Below are 7768 nucleotides of genomic sequence, written 5' to 3'. Positions count from 1 at the left end.
CCCGGCTGCGCCGGCCGGAGCACTGGTCCCTCGCCGTCACCCCGGCCCGCTCCCCCGCCGGCCCCCGTCCGGGCGGCCGGTCGGGGCACCGCCGGTCGGCGCCCCGCCGCCCCCGCTGAACCCCGGCATTCCGCCCTTCCGCGCCTGCCGTCCCCTCCTCGCGGGTGATCGACCCCGCTTCAGGTGTCCCCGGTTCCTGGATCTGGTGATCGGCACCGCCGGCGGCATCCCGGCGCGCGGGCCCGCTGATCGGCACCGCCCGCGGCACCTCGGGCTCTCGGGCCCGGTGATCGGCACCGCCTGCGGCACCTCGGGCTCTCGGGCCCGGTGATCGGCACCGCCTGAGGCAGAGCGCGGCCTCCGGGCGCCGGGACAGGCCGACCTGCCGCAGCCCGAGAGGGCACCTGGCGGGCCGAGGGACACCCCCAGGCCGAGCGGACACGGGCCGGGCCGAAGGGACACCGGGCCGGCCGAGCGGACACCGGGCAGGCCGAGGGGACCCGGGCGGGGCGGCCCGGCGGGGCCGGGGACGTTTCGGGGCGGTGGGCCCGGGTAGGCGACGACACCGCGGCGGCACGGACGGGAGGCGGACGGGTGCGATATCGGGTACGACAGAGTGAGCAGCCGATGGATCCGGCGCACGCCGAGGACGAGGCGGGCCAGGCCCGGCTGGTGCAGGTCGAGGCGGACACCGACGTACCCCCGCCGGAGCCGGGAGCGCCGAAACCGGACGAGGTGACCGAGGACGACGGATCGGGAATGGCGGGCGGTGCGTCGGGCAGCAGCTCTGGCGGTTCCAGCATGCCGACGCACCCGGACGCCCCTCGCTGACCGGGCGTTTGCACGGGGCGGAGGCGGGCAGGAGTGCCACATGACGAGTGAAGAGTCCTTCGGCCGCGCGGCCACCGACGAACCGGACGGCGTGACCGCGTACGAGGCGTCGCTGCGCCCACCGGGCGAGTCCCTGCAGACCACCGACGATACCGGCGACGACTTCGCCGACCTGCCGGCGGAGGACCGCCGTTCGGCCCGTGACACCAGCCGCGCGGGATACGACGTCGACGCGGTCTCCGGCACCACCGACCCGGCGAACGAGCCGGAGGAGATCGAGGAGGGCCGGCCCGAGCGTTAGGCCGGTGCGAGCGGCATCAGCCGGCGGTGGCGACGGCGGCGCGGGCCTCGGTCATCCCCCGGTTGGCGAGCGCGTCGGCCCGTTCGTTCTCCGGGTGTCCGTTGTGCCCCTTCACCCACAGCCAGGTCACGTCGTGCCGGGCGCAGGCCGCTTCGAGCCGCTGCCACAGGTCGGCGTTCTTGACCGGCTGCTTGGCGGCCGTCACCCAGCCGTTGCGCTTCCAGCCCGCCAGCCAGCCGGTGATGCCGTTGCGGACGTACGTGCTGTCGGTGTGCAGGCGCACGGTGACCGGCCGGGTCAGGCTTTCCAGCGCGCGGATCGCGGCGGTCAGCTCCATCCGGTTGTTGGTCGTCGGGGTCGCCTCGCCGCCGCACAACTCCCGCTCGTGCCCGCCCCAGCGCAGCACCGCGCCCCAGCCACCCGGACCGGGGTTGCCGCTGCACGCCCCGTCGGTCCAGATCTCCACGACCCTGTCGCTCGCCGCCTCCGCCATGCCGGCAACCTACCGGGTACGCCCGCCGGCGTCCCCGTCCGACCCCGCCGGACACGGGCGTGTCCCCTCTCGGCCCGGGCTGCCGGGGTGGCCCGTGCCCTCCCCCGATATCCTCCCTTCATGATCGACTCGTACGGGGGCCTGGACGACACGCAGGTCGCGGTGAGCGCGGCGCGGGCCGGCGCGGACGTGGTCCGCGAGCGCTACGGCCGGCGGCTCGCCCGGATCGACAAGGGCGCCGGGGACTTCGCCACCGAGGCCGACGTGGCGGCCGAGCAGGCGATCCTCGAGGTCATCCGGGCCGCCCGCCCCGACGACGCGGTGCTGGGCGAGGAAGGCGGGCAGCAGGGCCGCGCCGACGCCGTACGCCAGTGGCTGGTCGATCCCCTGTGCGGCACCCTGAACTACGCCGTCGGCGGCATGCTGGTCGCCGTCAACGTGGCGCTGCGCGACGGGGCGGCGGCGGTGGCGGACCCGTTCAGCGGCGAGGTCTTCCACACCGACGGCGGTTCCGCGTGGGTCCGGCAAGACGGGACCGACGTGCCGCTGACCCCGACGGCCGGCACCGGCCTGGTGGACGTCAACCTGGATCCTCCGTTCCCGAACGCGCCCGGCTTCCGGGCGGTGGAGCTGCTGGCCCATCCGGGGTTCGTCGCGCGGTTCCGGCCCCGGGTGCTCTCCACCACGCTCGCGTTGGCGTGGGTGGCGGCCGGCAAGCGCGCCGCGTACGTCACCGACGGCGGCGACCTGTCCGGCAGCGTGCACTTCGCCGCCGGCATCGCCGTGTGCCGGGCCGCCGGCTGCGTGGTCACCGGGATCGACGGCGCCCCGACCGGTCCGGCCGGCCGTGGGCTCGTGGTGGCCGCCGACGCCGAGACGCACGCCCTGTTGATGGAGCTGATCCGCGGCCAAGGCTAGTGCCGCGGCCCCGCGCGGAGGCGAATTCGCGCGACACCCGGCAACCGGTCCGGCAGAGTGGCGGATCATGGACGAACGCTGGGACGGCCTGCGGGCCGAGGTACGCGCCACGATCGACGAGCTCGTCGCCACCGGCCGGGAGACCGGGGTGCAGGTGGCGGCGTACCTGGACGGCGTGCCGATCGTCGAGGAACAGGCCGGTCTGGCCGACCGCGGCACCGGCCGGCCGCTCACCGCCGACACCCCCATCCACGCCGTCTCGACGGGCAAGGGGCTGACCAGCACGGTGGTGCACGTGCTGGCCGAGCAGGGGCGGCTCGACCCGGACCTGCGCATCGCCGAGGTGTGGCCGGAGTTCGCCCGGCACGGCAAGGACGGCATCACGCTGCGGCACGCGCTGACCCACACCGCCGGGCTGCCGGCGCTGCCCGCCGACATCACCCCGGAGGACTTCACCGACTGGGACCGGATGTGCGGGCTGCTCGCCGACGCGGAGCCGCGCTGGGCGCCCGGCGAGCGGCTGGCGTACCACGCCTGGACGTTCGGCTGGCTGGTCGGGGAGGTGGTGCTGCGGGTCACCGGCCGGCCGGTCTCGCGAGTCCTCGCCGAGGAGGTGGCCGGGCCGCTCGGCGTGGCCGGCGAGCTGTTCCTCGGCGTGCCGGAGCGGGACCTGCCCCGGCTGGCCCGGCTGGAGGACGCCGGCCTGGCCGCGATGATGACCTGGGCCGGCGCGAACCTGCCCAACTTCGACGCCGTGGCCCCGCCCGCCGTGCGTCCCGACGCGACCATCGGCAGCCGCCCCGACGTGCTGCGGGCCGACGTCCCGGCGGTGGGCACCATGACCGCCCGCGCGGTCGCCCGGATGTACGCGGCCCTGCTCGGCCTGGTCGACGGCGTACGGCTCATCTCGCCGCAGCGGCTGACCGAGGTGTCGGCGGTGGCGGTCCGCGCGCCGGAGTGGGTGTTCGGGCAGGAGGTCGCCTTCGGTCTCGGATACGCCGTCGACGAGGACCGCTCGTTCGGCACCGCCGGCAGCGGCGGCAGCCTCGCCTTCGCGTACCCGGAGCTGGGTTTGACGGTGGCGGCGCTGCGCAACCGGCTCGGCGCGGGCGACGGCGATCCGATGGAGGGCCTGCGCACGCTCATCCGGGACCGGGTGGCCGGCGAACTTCGCCGGTAGCGGGCTGTCGAAACCGGGCCCGGCCGTTCGTGCAGACGGTGAACGGCCGGCACGGGGCCGGCCCCGCCCGCGGGGAGCGGCATGCGCAGGATCATCGTCACCAACAACCTCAGCGTGGACGGCGTGATGCAGGCGCCCGGGCGGCCCGACGAGGACACCCGCGACGGCTTCACCCGGGGCGGCTGGGCGCTGCCCTACCAGGACCCGGTGCTCGGCCGGAAGATGGGCGAGGGCATGGCCTCGACCGGCGCGCTTCTGCTCGGTCGGCGCACCTACGAGGACTTCGCCGGCTACTGGCCGCGGCGGACCGGTAACCCCTTCACCCCGGTCCTCGACGCGCTGCCCAAGTACGTCGCCTCGACCACGCTCACCGAGCCGCTGCCCTGGGTGAACTCGCACCTGCTCAAGGGCGACGTGGTGGAGGCGGTGACCGAACTGAAGGCGCAGCCCGGCCCGGACATCGCCGTGCTGGGCAGCGGTGAGCTGGTCCGGTCGCTGCGCCGGCACCGGCTGGTCGACGCGTACGTGCTGCTGATCCACCCGCTGGTGCTGGGCGCCGGGCGGCGGCTGTTCGCCGACGGCGACGCCCCCGGCGAGCTGCGGCTGGTCGAGAGCGTCACCACGACCACCGGGGTGGTCATCGGCACCTACGAGCCGGCCTGATCCGCGGCGGGTGGTCGGGCCTCCGGTGCGGTGGGCGGGGGTCGGGGCGCGGCGGTGCCGACGGTCCTGAGTGCACCGTCCCTTCCGGGCGGAAGCGTCGCGCCTCCGCCCGGAACGGGACGGCAGCGGCCGGTCGACGGTCCCGCCCACCGCTCGGGCGGGTCGACCGACCGGACGAGAGATGAGTTCGCACCGATCGGCTGCGGTCCCGCCGCCGAGCAGCCCGGCCGCAATGGCCTGCTCGGATATCGGATCCGGCGACGAACCGTCCAGCGCCGCACACCGTTCAGCGAAAAATGCCTCCTGTACCGGGTGACGGGTGCCGCGATATTCGTTCGGGCGGCCCTCGTCCGAACGGCTATGCCCGGTCCACCGAATCAATTCCCCAGCTGTTGCTGTGCGTGAACACAAATGATGGCATCGTGGGCCGTCCGCAGGCGGCGCCTCATTCTCTTGCGGCCGTACGCGTAAAGGCTTTCAGCCCGCTTTCAGGTTGACGCCTGCCGCCGGCGACGGCCGGCCCCGTCCCCACTGTGTGATCACTCAACGCGACGACGCGGTGGCCGAGGCCTCCCAAGCCGCAGGTGGACCGCCACCGGGCCGGCCGGAGTTACGGCCGAGCACCTGTCGGTTTCTTGACTGTTCAACTGTTAGACACCTCGCGTTCGCCGTTCGTAAGGTCTGACCACCGCGGCCACCCGTCATTTCCGTCGCGTTCGGACCGACCCGGTCCGGCGCATTCTTTTCCGTTCGACTGGCTTCCGTCGCCGTTTCCGAGCCGACCATTCGGCGGCTCGGTGCCGCCCGGAACCGCCACTGCAGGAGGGTCGAATGACCGAAGTCGCAAAGGCACCGTCGACTGCTGGGGACGAGGAGGACGCCGAGAACCCGGACGGCGATCCGCGATCGCGCCGGAACGGCCGCGACCGGCACCTGGCACCGCAGTACCTGCGCCGGCCCGGATCGGCGGAGCCGGTCCGGTTGAGCGTCGTCGTACCGACCCGCAACGAGGCGGAGAACGTTCCCACGCTGCTGTCCAAGCTGGGGCCGGCGCTCGCCGCGCTGCGCGCCGAGATCATCGTGGTGGACGACAGCGACGACGACACGGTGGACGTCCTGACCCGACACGCGGTCGACGCCCCGGTCGCCGTGCGTCTGCTGCACCGGCCCCCGAACGCCCGAGCCGGCGGGTTGAGCAGCGCCGTCGTGCTCGGCGCGCGGCACGCTCGCGGCGAATGGGTCCTCGTGATGGACGCCGACCTGCAGCACCCGCCGGAATCGGCCGCCCGGCTGGCGGCCGTCGCGATGCGCCACGACGTGGATGTGGTGATCGGCACCCGATACGCCGGGGAGGGCTCCAGCGAGGGCCTGGGCGGCACCGCCCGTACGGCCACCTCGTCGTGGGCGACCCGACTGGCGAAGAGCCTGTTCCCGCGCCGGCTGACCACGATCACCGATCCGATGAGCGGGCTGTTCGCCTTCCGTCGCGCCGCCGTCGACCTGGACCGGATGAACCCGATCGGTTTCAAGGTGCTGTTGGAGTTGCTCGTCCGCCACCCGGGCGCCCGGGTCGCCGAGGTCGCCTACGAGATGGCGCACCGGCACGCCGGGCGTTCCAAGGCATCGGTGCGGGAAGGCCTGACCTTCCTGCGCCACCTGGGGCGACTGCGCAGCCAGCGGCTGGTCGGCCAGATGCGGGAGCACCCCGCCGGCCCCCGCGACCGGCTGCGGGAGCTGGTTCGGATGATCGCTTTCGGGCTGGTCGGGCTGTCCGGGATGGTGGTGAACACGGCCGCCCTGTGGTTCTTCTACGAGCCGGCCGGCCTGCACCACCTGCTGGGTGCCGCGTTGGCGACCCAACTGTCGACCGCGTGGAACTTCGCCCTCGTGGACCTGCTCATCTACCGGCGCAACCGGCAGGGTTCATGGGCGGCCCGGGCCGGCCGCTTCCTCCTGCTGAACAACGTGCTGCTCCTGTTGCGCCTACCGGCGCTCCAGGCCCTGATCTGGGCCGGCGTCGGGATCCTGTCGGCGAACGCCCTGACGCTGGTCGCGCTCTTCCTCGTCCGGTTCCTGATCAGCGACCGGGTCATCTACTCGGCCGCGCGCACCGCCCGGCGCGACCCGGTCCGCATGCTGGTCAACCTGCGCGCACCCGAGACGGCCGCCACCCCCTCCCGCAAGCGGTATCAGTACCTCGAGTACCGGTACGACGTGGCCGGGGTGGTCACCATCGGCTCCCAGATCATGCTGCCTGAGCTGGAGTTCTTCCGGGCCCAGTGGGTCGCCGACTCGGAGGTCGACATCGCCGTGCGGGTCAGCGACGTCGGCGGCCGGGGACCTCGGCGGCGGGCGGCCATGACGGAGTACGCCAACGAGTCGGTGCTGCGGTACGAGGAGCACCTGGGCCGGCTCGGGGCGAACTTCCGGGTCCGGCTCGGCACACCGATCGACATCCAGGTCGGGCCGCTGCTCGCGCGATCGCCCCACGTCGTCTACACGAACATCATCGAGGCGCTGCTGCGGTTCGTGCTCGTCTCCCGGGGGCACATGCTGCTGCACTCGGCGTGCGTCAACCTCGACGGCGTCGGGGTGATGCTCTCCGCCCTCACCGACACGGGCAAGACCGCCACCGTGCTGCGCCTGCTGCGCGACCACGGCGGGCACTTCCTCTCCGACGACATGACCCTGATCAGCCCGGACGGCGTGGCGACGTGCTTCCCGAAGCCGCTGACCATCAGCGCGCACACCCTGCGCGCGGTGCAGGCGCAGGACCTGACCCCGGCCGAATGGCGCCGACTGCAGTTCCAGAGCCGGCTGCACTCCAAGGGCGGCCGCTCGCTGGCGCTGACCCTGAGCCGGTTCAACGTGCCGATCATGGGGATCAACGCCATCACCCAACGGCTCATCCCGCCGCCCAAGTACAGCGTCGACCGGCTGGTCCCCTGCCGGATCGGCACCAGCACCCGGGTCGAGGAGCTGTTCATCATCGAGCGTGGCGCGCCGCGGCTGCGCGACCTGGGCAAGGACGAGACGCTGGAGCGGATGATCCAGAACACCGACGACGCGTACGGCTTCCCGCCCTTCCGCTACCTGGCGCCGGCGATCACCATCGACGGGCAGGGGTACGCGCAGCTGCGCCAGCGGGAGCGGGAGATCCTCACCGGGTTCCTGTCCCACGTCCGTAGCCGGGTGCTGGCCTCGGACCGGTTCGGCTGGGCCGACGAGATCCCGCGCCTGTTGCGGGACGAGCGGGGCGACCTGTCGGTGCCGGAGCAGGTGGTTCTCCCGGCCTGGCCGCAGTGGAACGGGGCGCTGGCCCCGAGCGGAGCGCGTGCGTGAGCATGACCCGTTCCCCGGTCGAGGGGCTGGAGTACGACCG

7 protein-coding genes are annotated in these 7768 nt (G+C 73.6%); 6 read left to right on the top strand and 1 reads right to left on the bottom strand.

Going from position 1 to position 7768, the window contains the following annotated elements:
• The first annotated feature begins 627 nt into the window (after positions 1–627).
• Both ACWEVO_RS23295 and ACWEVO_RS23290 read left to right on the top strand, forming a co-directional pair.
• The gene (locus ACWEVO_RS23295) at positions 628–831 is read left to right on the top strand and encodes a preprotein translocase YidC (protein WP_452309646.1); all 204 of its coding nucleotides are present in this window, start codon (positions 628–630) and stop codon (positions 829–831) included.
• A gap of 40 nt (positions 832–871) precedes the next feature.
• Positions 872–1132, top strand: coding sequence for a hypothetical protein (locus ACWEVO_RS23290; protein WP_452309645.1), 261 nt, complete (start codon positions 872–874; stop codon positions 1130–1132).
• Positions 1133–1148: 16 nt separating this feature from the next.
• Here the strand turns inward: ACWEVO_RS23290 and rnhA are convergent, their stop codons facing one another.
• On the bottom strand, positions 1149–1625 hold the full coding sequence (gene rnhA / locus ACWEVO_RS23285; protein WP_452309644.1) for a ribonuclease HI: 477 nt from the start codon (positions 1623–1625) through the stop codon (positions 1149–1151).
• A 120-nt stretch (positions 1626–1745) separates the two neighbouring features.
• On the opposite strand from rnhA, the gene ACWEVO_RS23280 reads away from it, so the two are divergent.
• The 4 genes from ACWEVO_RS23280 (at position 1746) to ACWEVO_RS23265 (ending at position 7728) form a co-directional block, all read left to right on the top strand.
• On the top strand, positions 1746–2543 hold the full coding sequence (locus ACWEVO_RS23280) for an inositol monophosphatase family protein (RefSeq protein ID WP_452309643.1): 798 nt from the start codon (positions 1746–1748) through the stop codon (positions 2541–2543).
• Positions 2544–2610: 67 nt separating this feature from the next.
• Positions 2611–3723, top strand: a complete 1113-nt coding sequence (locus ACWEVO_RS23275; protein WP_452309642.1) for a serine hydrolase domain-containing protein — start codon at positions 2611–2613, stop codon at positions 3721–3723.
• 81 nt (positions 3724–3804) lie between these two features.
• A complete protein-coding gene (locus ACWEVO_RS23270; protein WP_452309641.1) occupies positions 3805–4386 on the top strand; it encodes a dihydrofolate reductase family protein in 582 nt (193 codons plus the stop codon).
• Positions 4387–5217: 831 nt separating this feature from the next.
• On the top strand, positions 5218–7728 hold the full coding sequence (locus ACWEVO_RS23265; protein WP_452309640.1) for a glycosyltransferase: 2511 nt from the start codon (positions 5218–5220) through the stop codon (positions 7726–7728).
• The last annotated feature ends 40 nt before the right edge of the window (positions 7729–7768 follow it).

The sequence above is a fragment of the Micromonospora sp. NPDC003776 genome, assembly GCF_053605645.1.
Note: the sequence above shows the minus strand (reverse complement) of the source record. Positions and strands in the feature narration are given on the sequence as shown.